General features: G+C 66.5%; 16 protein-coding genes. 2 read left to right on the plus strand and 14 right to left on the minus strand.

Features of this window, described 5'->3' with window-relative positions:
• Positions 1-3: 3 nt before the first annotated feature.
• The 14 genes from AB0333_RS08485 to AB0333_RS08550 form a co-directional block, all read right to left on the minus strand.
• Positions 4-1,107 carry a hypothetical protein gene (locus AB0333_RS08485; protein ID WP_366218247.1) on the minus strand — a complete coding sequence of 368 codons (1,104 nt, stop codon included), beginning with the start codon at positions 1,105-1,107 and terminating at the stop codon, positions 4-6.
• Complete coding sequence (locus tag AB0333_RS08490) at positions 1,097-2,281, minus strand: hypothetical protein (RefSeq protein ID WP_366218248.1); 1,185 nt, start codon at positions 2,279-2,281, stop codon at positions 1,097-1,099. Before AB0333_RS08490 ends, AB0333_RS08485 begins: the two co-directional genes overlap by 11 nt.
• Entirely contained in the window at positions 2,278-3,117 is an 840-nt protein-coding gene (locus AB0333_RS08495; RefSeq protein ID WP_366218249.1) for a T3SS effector HopA1 family protein, read from the minus strand. Before AB0333_RS08495 ends, AB0333_RS08490 begins: the two co-directional genes overlap by 4 nt.
• Positions 3,118-3,239: 122 nt before the next feature.
• Positions 3,240-4,310 (minus strand): phosphotransferase, encoded by a 1,071-nt coding sequence (locus AB0333_RS08500; RefSeq protein ID WP_366218250.1) that lies wholly within the window; start codon positions 4,308-4,310, stop codon positions 3,240-3,242.
• A complete protein-coding gene (locus AB0333_RS08505) occupies positions 4,310-4,675 on the minus strand; it encodes a hypothetical protein (protein WP_366218251.1) in 366 nt (121 codons plus the stop codon). The genes AB0333_RS08500 and AB0333_RS08505 overlap by 1 nt, the downstream gene beginning before the upstream one ends.
• A 451-nt stretch (positions 4,676-5,126) precedes the next feature.
• On the minus strand, positions 5,127-5,360 hold the full coding sequence (locus tag AB0333_RS08510) for a hypothetical protein (protein ID WP_366218252.1): 234 nt from the start codon (positions 5,358-5,360) through the stop codon (positions 5,127-5,129).
• Between the two features lie 45 nt (positions 5,361-5,405).
• Positions 5,406-5,615: an LxmA leader domain family RiPP gene (locus AB0333_RS08515; protein ID WP_366218253.1), complete on the minus strand. Its 210-nt coding sequence runs from the start codon at positions 5,613-5,615 to the stop codon at positions 5,406-5,408.
• A 100-nt stretch (positions 5,616-5,715) separates the two neighbouring features.
• Positions 5,716-5,934, minus strand: a complete 219-nt coding sequence (locus tag AB0333_RS08520) for a hypothetical protein (protein ID WP_366218254.1) — start codon at positions 5,932-5,934, stop codon at positions 5,716-5,718.
• 417 nt (positions 5,935-6,351) lie between these two features.
• Positions 6,352-7,044, minus strand: a complete 693-nt coding sequence (locus tag AB0333_RS08525) for a hypothetical protein (RefSeq protein WP_366218255.1) — start codon at positions 7,042-7,044, stop codon at positions 6,352-6,354.
• A 43-nt stretch (positions 7,045-7,087) separates the two neighbouring features.
• Complete coding sequence (locus AB0333_RS08530; protein WP_366218256.1) at positions 7,088-8,371, minus strand: ABC transporter permease; 1,284 nt, start codon at positions 8,369-8,371, stop codon at positions 7,088-7,090.
• Positions 8,368-9,219 carry an ABC transporter ATP-binding protein gene (locus AB0333_RS08535; protein ID WP_366218257.1) on the minus strand — a complete coding sequence of 284 codons (852 nt, stop codon included), beginning with the start codon at positions 9,217-9,219 and terminating at the stop codon, positions 8,368-8,370. Before AB0333_RS08535 ends, AB0333_RS08530 begins: the two co-directional genes overlap by 4 nt.
• A 156-nt stretch (positions 9,220-9,375) precedes the next feature.
• Entirely contained in the window at positions 9,376-10,455 is a 1,080-nt protein-coding gene (gene trpS / locus AB0333_RS08540; RefSeq protein WP_366218258.1) for a tryptophan--tRNA ligase, read from the minus strand.
• Between the two features lie 10 nt (positions 10,456-10,465).
• Positions 10,466-11,314 carry an exodeoxyribonuclease III gene (locus tag AB0333_RS08545; RefSeq protein ID WP_366218351.1) on the minus strand — a complete coding sequence of 283 codons (849 nt, stop codon included), beginning with the start codon at positions 11,312-11,314 and terminating at the stop codon, positions 10,466-10,468.
• Between the two features lie 137 nt (positions 11,315-11,451).
• The gene (locus AB0333_RS08550) at positions 11,452-12,087 is read right to left on the minus strand and encodes a hypothetical protein (RefSeq protein ID WP_366218259.1); all 636 of its coding nucleotides are present in this window, start codon (positions 12,085-12,087) and stop codon (positions 11,452-11,454) included.
• 77 nt (positions 12,088-12,164) lie between these two features.
• On the opposite strand from AB0333_RS08550, the gene AB0333_RS08555 reads away from it, so the two are divergent.
• Both AB0333_RS08555 and AB0333_RS08560 read left to right on the plus strand, forming a co-directional pair.
• Positions 12,165-13,505 carry an MFS transporter gene (locus AB0333_RS08555; RefSeq protein ID WP_366218260.1) on the plus strand — a complete coding sequence of 447 codons (1,341 nt, stop codon included), beginning with the start codon at positions 12,165-12,167 and terminating at the stop codon, positions 13,503-13,505.
• Positions 13,502-15,022 (plus strand): MFS transporter, encoded by a 1,521-nt coding sequence (locus AB0333_RS08560; RefSeq protein WP_366218261.1) that lies wholly within the window; start codon positions 13,502-13,504, stop codon positions 15,020-15,022. Before AB0333_RS08555 ends, AB0333_RS08560 begins: the two co-directional genes overlap by 4 nt.
• Positions 15,023-15,040 lie beyond the last annotated feature (18 nt).

Below are 15,040 nucleotides of genomic sequence, written 5' to 3' on the forward strand. Positions count from 1 at the left end.
GACCTACCCACTGAACCACTTGGGCTCGCCGAACTGGGAGACGACGATCGTGCGTTGCCGCCGGCTGTCCAGAAGACACTCGATCTCTCGGCCGATGTCCTCGCCGTCCACGCGACCCAGTTCCTCTCTCGTGGCGTCGCCGATACCCCAGGGATCGAACCCGTTCACACGGGCCAAGGTGGACTGGACCGCCGCGGCCGGATCGCTCAAGACGGAGTCGGTCCCCCGCAGCATGATCCTGGCAACTGAGCGCATGCGTCCCGCCAGCTGATGCTGCCCGGCGTCACGGACCAGGAAGTCGTGCGCCGCAGAGAGCAGCTCCTGTTCGAACCCAGGGCCTGTGTCCAGGTCCATGAGCCACCACTGGACGCCCTCGGACTCCGCCAACCTGGAGAACGGCGAATAGCTCACCCGAAGGTCCTCGGCGAAGTGCTTCACGATGACGGAGTCGGGCGTACCACCGAGCAGGGCGTTCGACATCGACCGAGCCAGCGCATGGTGGCGATCCCGGGGAGGATCCAACGGTGATGCCACCCGGAGTATGGTACCGGAGTGACCGGGTACGTTCACCCACTTCCGCACTGCAGCCGCCGCCTCAGGGGGATGGACGGTGTCACTGCCCCGTCCATCCGCTGCACCGTCGCTGCCATGGACTGCCGTTATCCCCGTGGGACTGAACAGCTCCGTTACGCTCCGGAGCAGGTCCTCGTCTGAGTCACCTCCCGTACCGATAACTGCATGTCCGTACGCCGAGGCGAAGTCCACGGACTGCGCATCGGCGGCTCTGGATTCCAGTGCAAGAGTCGTCAGCAGGCTCTCGAGGTCCACGCCGACCTCCGGCAGGGAGGCCACCTCCAGCACACCACCATGAAGTACGCCATCAAGGTCGGCTCGGGCCTGCTCCACCCGTTCGGGCTGGTCAAGCCTCCACTCAATCTGGATTCCCCGTGGTGTCGGGTTCACCACCGTCGAGCCGTCAGCGGTGCGGACCCGTTGGGCGGCCCACTCACTGATGCGCCGACGGTTGATGTAGTTGACAAGTGGAGTCTCGAGGAAGACCCCGAGGTGCGTTCCGGTCCCGCTCGTGTTGATCTGCTCAAGATTCATAGGCTCGTTTCTCCATGACGAAGGGGGCAGGCCTCCAGCCGGCGCTGCCCTCTATCAGGTCCTGCATGTCGGGAAGGCGCACACGTGACACCGCGTCTCGGAGGGCACCGTGGCCCGTGCCGAAGAGGTTCTCCCGGGCTGAGAAGGAGATTCCCTCATTCGACGAGATCATCTCGTCGATGGTGTCGATCGCCCTCGTTCGCATCGCTGCGAGATTCTCCTCCCCGTCCGGTCCGAACCAGTGGTCGGCCGCGGAACGGCCGGAAGAGTGATTCGACAGAAGTACCCATCCGTCGGGCCCCCGAAGCGGCCCATAGAGGCCGAACCTCCGACCGGACATGACCCCATCGTCTGCTGACATCACCAGGTACGCGGCCCGCAGGTCATCACTGGACATGTCTGCCCACGGCCACGCCGCGGAGACCCATCCGTCCGCCGCGGTGCCGGCATCGTCGAGGTGTCGGCGCGTGTGCGGCCTGTTCTCCAGATCTGGCCAGTCAGTCCACGGCCTGAGGCCGATGGTGTCCGGATCGGCTGGGTCCGGCTCCTCTCGACCGCCGACGGAGTTGCGCATGATCGCACTGATCCGATCGATGTCTCCCGTCCTGCGCACCGCGATACCCACCGGAGCCTCCCGGAAGGCCCGCTGCCAGTGTGCGCAGTGAGAGGGCCCCTCGGGTCCGGTCAGCACCCAGGAGAGGGCATACGAGTTGGGCGCCCCGGGCCGATCGGTGTACACCGCGTGCGGAACGTACGCCGGCGTCCTCTGGATCCTGCGGACACCACCTCGCGTGCTCACCTCGTGGTCAATGGATCGCGCCTCCCGGGCGATCTCTCCCACCGACACCATGGACGCATCGTCCCGGAGGAGGGAGTACAGATGTCCCACGAGGTCCTCGGACCGTGAATCCCCCGTGTCCAGCAGATCGATGCTGATCTCCGTGTGGAATGTATAGGTTCGCGCAGACACGGTCACGTCCAGCTCCGCGAGGCGCCTGTCCTGCCTACACTCCTCGATGGCACGCTTCAGGCGGGCTACCACCAGATGCTCGAAGAGATGGGCGAGGCCCTCCTGTCCCCTGCTCTCGTGGATTGATCCCAGACCGATCGCCACTCCGGTGGTGATGTACTCTTCGGCTCCGGACTCCCGGTCGCCCGCCGTCGGGGCGGTCATCCGCGCACCAGTTCCGACAGGTCGAGGGAATCGCCGTTGCGCCAGACGTTTCCCGGGTCGATGTTCGCGGTCTCCAGGTGCGCAGAGACCTTCTGCTCGAAATCCTCCCCATCCCACCAGTTCGTCAACATCGACTTGGCGATGTTCTCCGTGCGATGCTCGCCGAAACTGATGGACCGCCGCCCCACCCCCTCAGGGTCATACGGCTCCCACGCGATCGCCATGCCAGGGCCGACGCGCCGGCAGAGCACCGACGTCTCCAGTTCCTCCGACCGGCCAGTGGCCAGAACCCGCACGAGATCGGGAAGATGCCCCAGTGACTCTTCATGGAAGTAGACGACGATGGCGTCCCGCCGGGGGTACTGGTTCCTCCGGGACAGGATCTTGGTTCGAAAGCAGGCGCCCGTCTCCTGCTGCCACGCCATCATGGTCTTCCACGTCTCCACCGCGCTCTCCACCGACCGTTCGCTCAGGTAGAGACGGAGAACACGGACTGCCCCACCGGCCACCGAACTCGTCGAGTTGAAGAAGACGAATCCCGCTGAGAGCCGCGTCTCAATGGCCGTCATGCGAATCGTGGCGACGTGGCCGTTGTCCGCCTCGACGCGATCATCGGGAACGAAGACCCGCAGCCCCTGCGAATGTACGACGAGTCCAGACAGGTTCTCCGGACGCATCACGACGGGGCAGTCCACGAAACGCCACTTCATGGGAGTGGCCGCACTGATGAGCATCTCGGACTCCGTGTCGAACGAGTAGTCGAAGTCGGACCCTTCGATCATCCCGTCCTGTCCGGAGTGAAGCGTGGTGTAGAGGCGGATGGCCAGACTTCCCATCCACGACCTGAGCGTGGTCCCGTCCAGCGCACGACCGTCGAATTCAGGGGGCTGGTCTCGAGCCTCCCAGGCCATCCTCTCCGCAATGTCCAGTACCTCACGACCCACTGCTGATCTTCCTTTCATTCAAGGCCAATGCTGGACGAGAAGTCATCCGGATTCAGGAGGAGGTTCCTGCCGATCCCCATGATGGCCCGTTCGAAGGCACCGAGTCGCCCGAAGTACGTGGCCACTGCCATGGATCGCTCGTACATGGCCCAGCCGACGTACTGTGCCGTACGTACGCGCATGCCCTCATCGAGGTCGTCGCACCCTGACGCGGTGCTGTACGAGCTCCAGATGACCCGCATCGACTCGCTAGCCTCGGTGACAAGTTCTGCTCCCGACCGCATGAGGTTCTCATCCGTGAGGTTTCCCTCCTCGTCCGAGGCCCTCTGGGTCAGCTTCCGCAGCCTGTTGAAGAGCACTTCACCCAGCAGTGAGCCGACATCCCGTGCGGGGTCTCCCATGCGTAGGTCCTCCCAGTCGATGATCTGAACGGACTCACCATCATGGAAGATCTGGTCGGTCCGCAAATCGCCGTGGATCGGCCTGGGCACGTAGACGGCACCCACAAGGTCGGCGAGTGCTTCGGCGAGCGTCTCGTCCTGCTGCAGAATCCCCCACAACTGCAGTACGCCGATCGTGGATTGCTCGACGACGTCCAACGGAACCGCCGAGTTCGCCCCGGGAGGCAGTCCCGGGATCGCGTCGGTGAGTTCCTCCGGATGGTCCACCTGAGCGGAATGGAGGTCTCCGAGACCTGCTCCCAGGGCCTGGCAGTACGTCGCACTCAGTTCATCGGCCCGGAGGAGTTCGACAATGTGTGTGGCGTCCCGGGGCATTGCCTCATAGATGAGGGTGGCTGACGGCTCATGGGAGAACATCAGGCTCGGTGTCCGCATGGCGCCGGAGGTGACGATGCCCGCCTTGTTGAAGGCGCGGCTGTTGCGCCACCGTTCCCCTGCAGCCAGTCCCGTGAATCTCTTGACAAAGCATCTGGCAGTGGGAGTCTCAAAGATCCCGCTGACATTTCTGCCCATCTTCGGGGTGATGACCGTGGTTCTCACGCCGTCGAACAGCCCCGAGGCCTCGCGCGCCTCCTCCGTGAGCGACTGGAGGTTCGCGGTGAAGACTTCCTCTGATGTCGTCATCACTCTGCCCTCAGGACCGCGGCGAGCCCGGGTGACCAGGACTCGAGGGGGCTACCACGCCAGTCTGAGCGCAGGATCTCGACGGTGAAGCCACTCGCTGCCGCCATGAGCTCCAATTCACTCGGGTAGACGAACCGCAGCTTCTCGTCATAGACGCCGATGATGTCACTCGAGTCAACGATTGTATTGATTGTGTTGAGACTCTGGTGGACCCAGTCGACGTCGATGACGGAATGCAGGACGATGCTCGGCGTCAGCCGCCGGGCCGTGGAGAATTGCTCAGCTCCGTGCCGGTAGCGCAGGGGATTCAGCATCTCGATGAACAGGACCCCGTCTTCCTTGACCAGAGTCCGTGCGGCACTCATCAGCCTGACCTGATCCTTTGCCCCTCTGGCTATGCCCAGTCCGTTGCACATGAGAAGCACCGCATCGAATGCCCCGACGGATTCACCTGTGGCCGGGGAGTACATGTCCCCCAGGCTGGCGCGCACCCTACCCCCCCACATCTCGAGAGGCCAGGAGCGAGAGCATCTTCTCAGAGGAGTCCACACCGCTGACCTCGTACCCACGCTCAGACAGGGGGATGGACAGCCTGCCACTGCCGACGGCCAACTCATAAACGCTCTGGACGTTGTGGATTTCCAACGCGGCGGACAGCTCATCGACAGCATGATTTGTTATTGGATATAGATAATCATAAATCTTATGAATAATCTGTTCGTACTGATTTATCAAGTTTTCCTTCGATCAATCAGAGGGCATCAGACCGGGGAGGCAATCGATCCTCAAGCCTGATGCCCTCTGATCCGCGACTTGTCAGTTACCGGCGACAGCCTTCGCCAGGTAGGCCAGCGTTACGAGATCGAACGCAGGCTCACGCTTCTGCATCGCTCGAACCAGTTGAGTACCCTGCCGCGCCGGATCAAGAGAAGCGTCTCGGGCAACAACAAGAGCCCACTCCTTCCCCCTGGCAACGGGGTCGTCACTGTCCCTGAAATAGCTGCCGAGCTCATCGATCGGGCTCTTCGTCGGGCCGAATAGTGGGGTCACGATTTCCTCCTCTGTCTACTGTCATTCAGTGGGCCAGCGGCTGCATCAGCAGCCGGCGGCCAGAGTGGTGGTGACACCACCGGCGCCAGCGCCCAGGCTGTACATGGCGCAGTAGGCGGAGGACGCTGTCGCGAAGGCGACGAGGCCCGGAGTCGGTGACACTGCGGCCGCATCCGTGTTCTCGAAGGCATTCAGCTCCGCGGCGTTGCTGTAGTTTCGGTAGCCCTCGACGAGGTTCAGAGTGTTCTGCTGCATGATCTTTCCCTTTCAGTTAACGTGCTTGACCGGTTGTACTCAGCAACCGGCTCAACGTGCTCAACGAGTTGGGTACGTCCGGTACTTCTCCTGGAGTGCGTCAGCAGCCATTGGCGATGGTGCTGACTGCGCTGCCCGTCACGATGGAGGTGGCGGTGCCACAGGCAATCGACGACTGCCCGATGAAGCTCAGGACAGCCACGCTGACTCCGGGGGTCACTGCCGGCGCAGCGGTCTGAACCTCCAAGGACATGAGGTCAGCAGAATTGACGTAGGTCGAGTATCCCGAAACCAGGGACTCGACGGCATTCAGGGCCATGATGATTCTCTTTTCCCGTTATTGGAGTTCTTCTTGGTCCGAGGTCCAGAGGACCGACCATGCAGCCAGGAATGGTCATCGACTGCCGTTGAACATCGACTGCCGTCCCGACGTACGCGGCTTCCCCCAAAGCCTCGTGTCATAACGCTAGGGATCCTGAACAGGACCCGTCGAGCCGCATGGAGGAGTCTGATATTGAATTTTCGGCAAACTCTGATTGTCACCCAAGTGTCGGTTGACATGGGCGGTTCCTCGTTGCTACCGCGATGGAGCAGCCACGTTCGAGGATGGGTTCGCTGTGTGCCGAAGCCCCAGACCACGACGGCGGCCCGGTCACCTTCCGCTGGAAGGTGACCGGGCCGCCGTCGTACTGGACGGTGTGTCCGTGTGCGCCGCGCCCGCCCCGGGGCGCGGTGCTCAGCGACCCGCGCGGGCGCGGAGGTACGCGTTGCTGTCCTTGGAGAACGCGGTGACGAGCCACCAGATGTTCACGAGCAAGAACACCACGGTGATCACCAGGGTGACGATGCCCAGGCCCGGGGCTGCCGACATCATGGTCCCGATGCTGGTCAGGCCGTAGAGCGTGAACAGGGTGCCCAGGGCGGCGAAGACGGTGCCAAGGATACGGGCCCAGTTCTTGCCCTTGCGCAGGCCGAAGTACACGAGTAGGTAGACGACGACGGCGATGACCAGGGCAGCCACGGCCATGACCATGGCGATGACCATCCCCATCTCCATACCCTGCTCGAGCTGTTCCCGTGACATGCCCATGGTCTCCACCTGGGCGTCCAGCTGCTCCTCGAGAATGGCCTCATTCCCGAAGGTGAGGAAACTGACGATGGAGGAGATCACGTAGATCGCCAGGGAGGCCAGCGTCAGCATCTTCAACCGGCCCCAGCTCTTGGGTTCGGCCACGGGCTGGCCGACCTCGCCGGGATTGTAGGTGCCGGTGCCGTACTTGGAACCCTGCTGGTCGGGAGCAGCGTAGGGCTGCTGGGCCGGGGTCCCATAGGGCAGCGGGCCCGGTGCGGCCGGCGGCTGCTGGCCGGGTTGCTGGCCAGGCTGCTGGGAGGCTGGGCTGCCCTGAGGCTGTTGCGGGTTGTCGGTCATGTGATTCCCTCTCCTTGTGGTGGTCTGTGCTGGGATCAGTCGATTACTCGTACCGCAGGGCCTCGATCGGGTCCTTCTTCGCGGCACGGGCGGCCGGCATGGTGCCGGCCAGGAAGGCGATCACCAGGATCAACGCGACGATCAGGAAGATGGACAGCGGGTCCACGGCGAACAGGCTCAGTCCGGCCACGCCGCTCAGCGGGCCGTTGACCAGCGCGGCATTCCCGATCACACCGACGAGCACGCCGAGCCCCACGCCGATCACGGAGCCCATCACGCCGAGCATGACGGCCTCGGTGGAGAAGAGCCCGAAGACCTTCCCGCGGCCCATGCCCAGGGCCTTCATCAGGCCGATCTCCCGCGTCCGCTCCTGGACGGACATCAGGAGTGTGTTGACGATGCCGAAGCTGGCGGCCAGCAGGGCGATCAGCGCGAAGCCGTTGAGGACCCAGGTCACCGTGTCGATGATCCCGGTCAGGACGCCCAGTTGGTCTTCCAGGGTCAGCCCCATCAGGCCCTCGTCGCTCAGGGACTGCTTGATGGCCGTCTCGTTGGCCTCGAGGTTCTCCACGGTGGCCACGGCCTGCACGTAGTTCTTCGGCTGCTCCACGTCCAGCCCGGAGGTCTGCACGTCGTTCAGCTCCTGGTTCAGGGCGCTGGAGGGCATGGGGCTGCCGCCGACTCCGGAGATGGCCTGTTGGGAGACGCCGACGATCTCCGCCTCGACCGTCTGCTCCTGCTGGGCCAGGTCCTTGAGCCCGATCGTGACGGTCTCGCCGAGGACCTCGTTCGGGTCCTCGGTACCGAAGGCCGAGAGCCAGGTCTCCGGAACCGTCAGCTCCATGGCCTGCGGGTCCGGCGTGGTCCCGGCCTCCATCTCCATGCCGGCGGCGTCCGAGGGGAAGCCCAGGGACTGCAGCACGAACTGGTCCCCGTCCGCGGTCTCCAGGTAGTCGGCGGTGACGAAGACGATGGGCTCCACGTCGGTGACACCGTCGATGCCCTCGATCGTGGCGATGTCGTCCTCGGTCAGCATCTGCATGCCGAACTCACCGGTGGCCCCGGCCTCCTCGGGATCGTACTCCTGGGGTTCGCCGTTGGTCGGCATCTGCTGGGACGCGTCCATCCCCGGCATGACGTAGATCTGGTTGGTCTGGCCGAATCCGGCGACCATGGAGTCGACGTACTTGTTGATGCCGGCGCCCAGGCCCGAGGTGAGGGTCAGGGTGAAGGCACCGATGACGATCGCGATGACCGTCAGGAAGGTTCTGGTCTTGGACCGCATGGTGTTGCCCAGCGCGGTCCGGACGACGTCTACGTTCCTCATGCCTGTCCCTCCCCGTTCCCGGTGCCGGTCTCAGCGTCCTGACCGGAGGCCAGCTGCCCGTCCACCGTCGCGGGCGCGGCGTGCTTGCCATGTCCGCCCACCTGGCGGGAGCCCTCACGGGAGGCCTGCCCGACGCCGGCCCCGGCGGCCTTGGCCGCCTCGCCCCGGTCGTCGGCGACGATGAGGCCGTCCTGCATCAGCAGGCGGCGATCACAGCGCGAGGCCAGGTCGTCGTCGTGCGTGACGACGACCAGGGTGATGCCCTGGTCGCGGTGCAGTCCGAAGAGGATGTCCTCCACGACCTCGCCGGTGGCGGTGTCCAGGTTGCCGGTCGGCTCATCGGCGAACAGCACGGTCGGCTGGTTGATGAGGGCGCGGGCGATGCAGACGCGCTGCTTCTGTCCGCCCGAGAGGTCGTTGGCCTTGTTCTTGGCCTTGTCCGCCATCTCCAGCTGTTCCAGGACCTCCATGCCGCGGCGCTTGCGCTCGGAGGCGGAGACGCCGGCGATCTTCAACGGCAGGATGACGTTCTCCAGCACCGTCTGGTTGGCATTGAGGAAGAACTGCTGGAACACGAAGCCGAAGGTGTCATTGCGCAGGGCGGAGACCTGGGCGGGCTTCAGCTGGCTGACGGGGCGGCCGCCCATGGCCACCACGCCGGAGGTCGGCTCATCGAGCAGCGCCAGCAGGTGCATCAGGGTGGACTTGCCGGAGCCCGATTTGCCGACGATCGCCACCGATTCGCCTTCGTGGATTTCGAAGGTCAGGCCTTTGAGGGCGTCGAAGCGGGATTCTCCTCGCCCATAGACCTTGACCAGGTTCTCTGTCTCGAGAACGGGTGCTGACATGGGGGACCTTTCGTGATGACTGCCGTCGGGGTGGGTTTCCACGCCAGTATGTCAGGTCCTTCCCGCCCGGGCGGTGCCGCAACGGGCGATCGACCGAACTGATGACACGTGTCACGGGTGCCCATGACACGTCTCAGCGCTCGACCGGCACACGTCTCAGCGGCTGGGCGGCTGGAAGCCCACCCTCGCGTACACGTCGGCCAACACCGGCCCCGCCACCTCGCGGGCCTTGAGGGCTCCCTGGGACAGCAGTCGATCCAGCTCGGCCGGATCGTCCAGCAGCTCCAGGGCGCGGGTCCGGATCGGGGCCAGCCGCTCGACGACGACCTCGGCCAGGTCCACCTTGAGGTGCCCGTACATCTTGCCGACATACGCCTCCTCCAGCTCCGGGATCGTCCGCTCGCTGAACGCGGCGAAGATCGAGAGCAGGTTGGAGACCCCGGGCTTGGCCGCACGGTCGAAGCGGACCTCGGTGCCGTCGTCGGTCACAGCGGACTTGATCCGCTTGGCGATGACCTTGGGATCGTCGAGGAGGTTGATCAGCCCGTTCGGGGACTCGGCCGACTTGGACATCTTGGACGTCGGGTTCTGCAGATCGTAGATGCGGGCCCCGTTCTCCGGGTAGAAGCCGGTGGGCACCACGAAGGTCTCGCCGAAACGGGTGTTGAACCGCTGGGCGAGGTCCCGGGTCAGCTCCACGTGCTGACGCTGGTCATCACCCACGGGGACGCCGTGCGGCTGGTACAGCAGGATGTCCGCGGCCATCAGCATGGGATAGGCCAGGAGCCCGACGCCGGCCGCCTCCGTGCCCTGCCGCGCCGCCTTGTCCTTGAATTGCGTCATCCGCTGGGCCTCGCCCATCCCGGTCATGCACATCAGGACCCACGCGAGCTGGGCGTGCTCGGGCACCTGGGACTGTACGAACAGGGTGGAGCGCTCCGGGTCGATGCCCCCGGCGATGAACTGGGCGGCCGCCACGCGGGTGCGCTTCACCATGGCCTCCGGGTCCTGGGGCACCGTGATGGCGTGCAGGTCCGGGATGAAGAAGTAGGCGTCGAAGTCGTCCTGGACTGCCACCCAGTTGACCAGCGCCCCGAGGTAGTTGCCCAGGTGCAGCGAGTCCGCGGAGGGCTGCATGCCGGACAGCACGCGGTGACGGGTGCCGGCGCCAGCCAGGTGGGCCGTCTTCGCGGTGTCCTGGGCGAGGACATCCGCCGGGGTGGGAATGGTGGTCATCGCGTGATCCTCAGAACTGGTAGTCGACCACGAGGGGCGCGTGGTCGGAGAAGCGGGTGTCGTAGCTCGGGGCACGGTCCACCACGGCGGCCGTGGCCTTGGCGGCCAGTTCCGGGGTGGCGGCCTGGTAGTCGATCCGCCATCCCGTGTCGTTGTCGAAGGCCTGGCCGCGCTGGGACCACCACGTGTACGGTCCGTCCACGTCTCCCGCCAGCACACGGTGCACGTCCACGTAACCGATCTCCTCACCGAAGAACCGGTCGAAGTAGGCGCGCTCCTCCGGCAGGAAGCCGGCCTTCTTGGTGTTGCCCTTCCAGTTCTTGATGTCCCGCGTGGTGTGACCCACGTTGAGATCGCCGGTGACCACGGCATAGTCCTTGGTGGCCCTCAGCTCGGGAAGGTGCCGGATCATCTCGTCGAGGAATCGGTACTTGTCCACCTGTTTGGGGGTGTCAACGACCCCGGAGTGGACGTAGGCGGAGACCACGGTGAGGGTCTTGCCGTCCGGTGCGGTTAGGTCCGTCTCGATCCACCGGCCGGAGTCGTCGAAGTACGAGTCGCCGATGCCCACCCTCGTCTGAAGCGGCTGAAGGGTCGTGGCGATGGCCACGCCGGCCCGGCCCTTGGCGGCGGCCTCGGTCTCCACCACGTGCCAGTCCTGACCGGTGATCTCCTCGAGGAGGTTCTCCACGATCTCCTTCGGCGCGCGGACCTCCTGCAGGGTCAGGATGTCGATGCCGCGGCCGGCGAACCAGGCGCCCATGCCCTTGCGGTGGGCGGCGCGGATGCCGTTGACGTTCACGGTGGCCAGGCGAAGGGCGCCGTCCGCCTTGGGGGCGTTCGCGTTCGCGTGGACCACGGGTGCGGGCTGGCTCTCGGCCTGGCTGTCGGGCTGGGGTGCGGTATCGGCAGAAGTCACGCGTTCCAGCCTATCGCCGATCCGTCCCGCAGTGGATTCTGCGGCAGGCAGGACGAGGTGGACGGGTCAGGAGGAGATCAGTTGATGACTTCCCCGGTGATCGGCCCCTCGGGCCCCCCGGCCGTGGCCCTCCCGGGCTCGCCTGCGCGGTCCGAGGCCGGAGCGGAATCCTTGATCATCTCCCGGGCGTTGGCGGAGGTGATGTGGATCGTCTCGAGGGCGCGCGCGATCATGTCCGTGTCCGAGTCGGCACCCTTGGACAGCTCCTCGGTGACCACACGGGTCTGGACCTGGACGATCTTGAAGGAGTGGTCCAGCTTGGTGTCCCGCATCGGGTCGGATGACGCGCCCTCGGCAACTCCCGCCCGGCCCGAGGTGCGGGAGGACGCGGAGGCGGGTGCGGGTGGGATGTCCTTCTCGCCGACGCGCGGGGCGAGGGAGGCGGAGAGGTCCTTCATCCGGCGGTCCACCGAGCGCGCACCACGCCGCACGCCGAAGACCACCAGGGCGGCCAGCGCGAGCCAGCCGGCGGAGATGACCACCAGCAGCCATCCGATCACGTCATTCTGATTGGCGGCGAAGAGCAGCGCCACGAGCAGCACGACCACCATGACGGCGAACGTGATGCCACTGCCCTTCGCTCCCCAGCTCCTGCCCTTGGCGGCACCGGGACGGCCGGACGGACGGTCGGTTCCACTCTCCACTGCATCCATGGGATCGATTATCCCGCATGTGACGGCGCGTGGTGTCCCGGCGGGGTTCTGATCGCCACCGGCTTACTCTGGATCACATGTCCCAGTCGCCGCGCCGCATGACCCACGGGGGTCCTGTCTCGATTCCGGGCCGGCACGCCGTCTCCGGCGGACTCTGGAATCGGGGCTTCGTCTTGGCCTGCCTGGCGAACATCATGATGTTCTTCAACGTGCATTTCCTGCTGTCCACCGTGGCGGCCTACACGGTGGCCCGGTTCGCGGTGGGCGACTCCGTGGGCGGCGCCGTGGCCTCCGTCTTCATCGTGGGCACCCTCATCTCCCGGCTGCTGGCAGGCCCCCTGATCGAACGCTTCGGGTCCCGCCCCCTGCTGCTGGTGGGATTCATCGCCTTCATCGTCGCTCCCCTGCTCTACTGGGCCTCCGGTGCGGTCTGGGCGCTGTTGCTCGTGCGCGCCGTGCACGGGCTGGCCTTCGGCGTCTCCTCCTCCGTCATCGCCGCGGCCGCCGTGAACCGGGTTCCCGGAACGCGGATGTCCGAGGGCACCAGCCACTACTCGTCCTCCACGCTGATCGGGGTGGCCGCCGGACCGATGGTGGGCCTGGCCCTGGCCGGGACGGGCTTCGGCACCGTGGCGGTCATCGCCTCGGCCGTCTCCCTGGCCGGCCTCGTCATCGCCCTGTTTATGGATGTCCGTCCCCGGCAGGCCGAGCCGGCCCCTGACGTTTCGGAGGTTCCCGAGGCTCCCGAGGTCCCGTCCGTGGTGGAGACCGACGGTGCCGCCGCGGTGGTGGCCGAGGAGGCAGCCGAGTCAACGTCCCCACCGCCCGAGGCCGCCCGCCCGTGGTGGGCCCGCTACGTGGAACCCGGCGCTGCCCCCACCGCCGCCATCGGGGCCCTGTACTCGCTGGGTTACGCGGGCATCGTGACCTTCCTGGCCACCCTGGTCGCCGAACGTGACTTCGGCACCGTGGCCAGCCTGTTCTTCGCCGTCTACGCCATCACCGTCCTGGCCTCCCGGCTCGTCACGGGGCGGCTGATGGACCGCCGGGGCGCCAACGTCGTGATGATCCCCGCGTTCCTGCTCTTCGCGGCCGGCTTGGCAACCATCGCCGTGGCCGGCACCGTGGCGGGGCTCATGGCCGCGGCGGTCCTGGTGGGTCTCGGCTACGGTCAGCTGCAGTCCGCCGGTCAGGTCATCTGCGTGACCCAGGTGCCCCGCGAGCGGGCCGGCATGGGCGCCTCCACCTACTTCCTCGGGATCGACGCCGGCATGGGCCTGGGCCCGCTGCTCGCCGGGGCGTTGGTCCAGTGGTGGGGCACCACCGGCCTGTACTGGGTCTTGGCCGGATTCCTGGTGGTGCTGGTCCCGGTCTACTGGCTGGTCCAGGGGCGTCACCTTCAACGGGGGCGGTCATGACGGCACATGGCCCCGCGCCGCGGCCGGCCCGGCCCGCCGGCGGGAACAAGATCCTCGTGGTACTCCTGGTGCCGCTGTTCATGTCCCTCATGAGCGTCAGCGTGGTCAACGTGGCCCTGCCGGCGATCGAGGGCGGCCTGAACGCCAGCTCCGCCGACCTCCAGTGGGTGCTGGCCGGCTACGCTCTGTCCTTCGGCGTGGTCCTCGTGGCGGCGGGCCGCGCCGGCGACCTCTGGGGGCGCAAGCCGATCTTCATTGCCGGCATCCTGCTGTTCACCCTGGGATCGTTGGCCTCCGGCCTGGCCGTGGACCCCCTCATGCTGAACCTGTCCCGCGTGCTGACGGGCCTGGGGTCCGGACTGCTCAATCCCCAGATCATCGGCATCATCCAGAACGTCTTCCACGGCCGGGCCCGCGGGCGTGCCTACGGACTGTTCGGCACCGTGGTGGGACTGGGCGTGGCCATCGGGCCGACCCTGGGTGGGGTGATCCTCGGCGCCCTCGGCCCCGAGTGGGGGTGGCGCACCACCTTCCTGATCAACGTCCCCTTCGGCGTGCTCTCCGCCGTCCTGGCCGCCGCCTGGCTCCGCCCACCGCCACGGAACCGCGCCGAGGAGGCCCGGCGCAGCCTGGGAGCCCTGGACCCGGTCGGCGCCGTGCTCCTGGCTGCCGCCGTCGTCTGCCTGATGGTCCCTTTCATCCTGCCCGGCACGTGGCTCTTGCTGACCGCGGCGGCGGTGCTGCTCGCGGCCTGGTGGCTGTGGGAGCAGCGGATGAAGGCACGGTTCCCGGACACCGGACGCGCGCCCATGGTGGACCCGGCCCTGTTCCGCATCCCCTCGTTCAGTTACAGCACGGTGGCCACGGCCTTCCTGCTGGGGGCGATGCCCGGGTTGTGGGCCGTCCAGGCGATCGTGACACAGCAGGGGCTCGGGTACTCCGCCCTGGCCGCCGGGATGACCTCGCTGCCCACGGCGCTGGCGGTCATGGTCCTCTCACCGTGGATCGGCAGCCACGTCCACCGCCGCGGGCCCCTGTTCGTGGTGGCCGGCGCCGTGCTGGCCCTGGGGGCGGTGGCGCTGGGCATGGTCGCCTTCCACCAGATCGCCCTCGGGGCCTGGCCCTTCTGGACGCTGGCGCTCTGCCTGTTCCCCTTCGGGCCGGCTCAGGCGCTGCTGATGACCAGCTCCCAGGTCCTGACCATGCACGAGGTGCCGCCCCACGCCGCCGGGGCCGCCGGCGGCGTCTCCCAGACGGCCCAGCGCGTGCTGACCGCCACCGGGCTGGCCGCCGTCACTGGTGCGTTCTATGCCTCATTGGCCGCGTCCGGCACCGGCGCCGCCGCAGGCGGTGCGGATGCCTCGGCCGCGGGGGCGGCCGCCGTGGCCATCTCCTATGGAGAGGCCGCGGACACGGCCCTGCTGGTGGTCATGGGGCTCCTGACCGTGACCCTGGTCGCCGGCGTGCTCGACTACATCCGCCGGTACCGCGGCGGCACCCTGATCCTGGAGGACTAGGTGCATTCGGTGACGAGG

The sequence above is a fragment of the Citricoccus sp. NPDC079358 genome (genome assembly GCF_040702545.1).
Classification (GTDB): Bacteria; Actinomycetota; Actinomycetes; order Actinomycetales; family Micrococcaceae; genus Citricoccus.